This window comes from Nocardia sp. 852002-51101_SCH5132738, assembly GCF_001665695.1.
Lineage (GTDB): Bacteria > Actinomycetota > Actinomycetes > Mycobacteriales > Mycobacteriaceae > Nocardia > Nocardia nova.
The window spans coordinates 1-542 of record NZ_LZML01000034.1 but is presented as its reverse complement, the minus strand read 5'-3'; the positions used below and the strand labels follow the sequence as shown (position 1 = coordinate 542).

Here is a 542-nt window from a genome sequence, read left to right as displayed (position 1 = left end):
GGTTGAGTCCAGCAGGATGGTGTACGACGGGCCCTCAGCGAAGTCTGGGCGTGTCGTAGCCGAGTAGAGGGTGGTCACCGCGTGATCCTTCAAAAGACCGCCAAGTCACTTGAAGGAAGAAAGTTTCACGCGATGACCTCTGTCCAGCCTATCGACCCGTCCGCAATGCTGTCCGAGCAACTCGCCGTCGCGAGCCCGGATCTCCTGCGCAACATGATGTCCACGTTCATTCAGGCCATGATGAGCAACGAAGCCGACTCGATGTGCGGTGCCGGCTACGGCGAACGATCCGATGAACGCGTCAACAGCCGAAACGGATACCGCCACCGCGACTTCGATACTCGTGTCGGCACGATCGACGTCGCGATCCCCAAACTGCGTCAGGGTAGTTACTTCCCGGACTGGCTGCTCGAACGCCGCAAACGTGCCGAACGAGCCCTGACCTCGGTGGTCGCCACCTGTTATCTGCTCGGGGTGTCTACCCGACGCATGGAGAAACTTGTCGAATCACTTGGTGTGACAAAGCTTTCCAAGTCGCAGGT

The 542-nt window shown here is 59.0% G+C and carries 1 protein-coding gene; it reads left to right on the top strand.

Annotated features, from left to right (window positions below):
- Positions 1 to 132: 132 nt before the first annotated feature.
- Positions 133 to 542: transposase (locus tag A5789_RS05035; RefSeq protein WP_197516553.1), on the top strand; the 410-nt coding region annotated here is incomplete at its 3' end.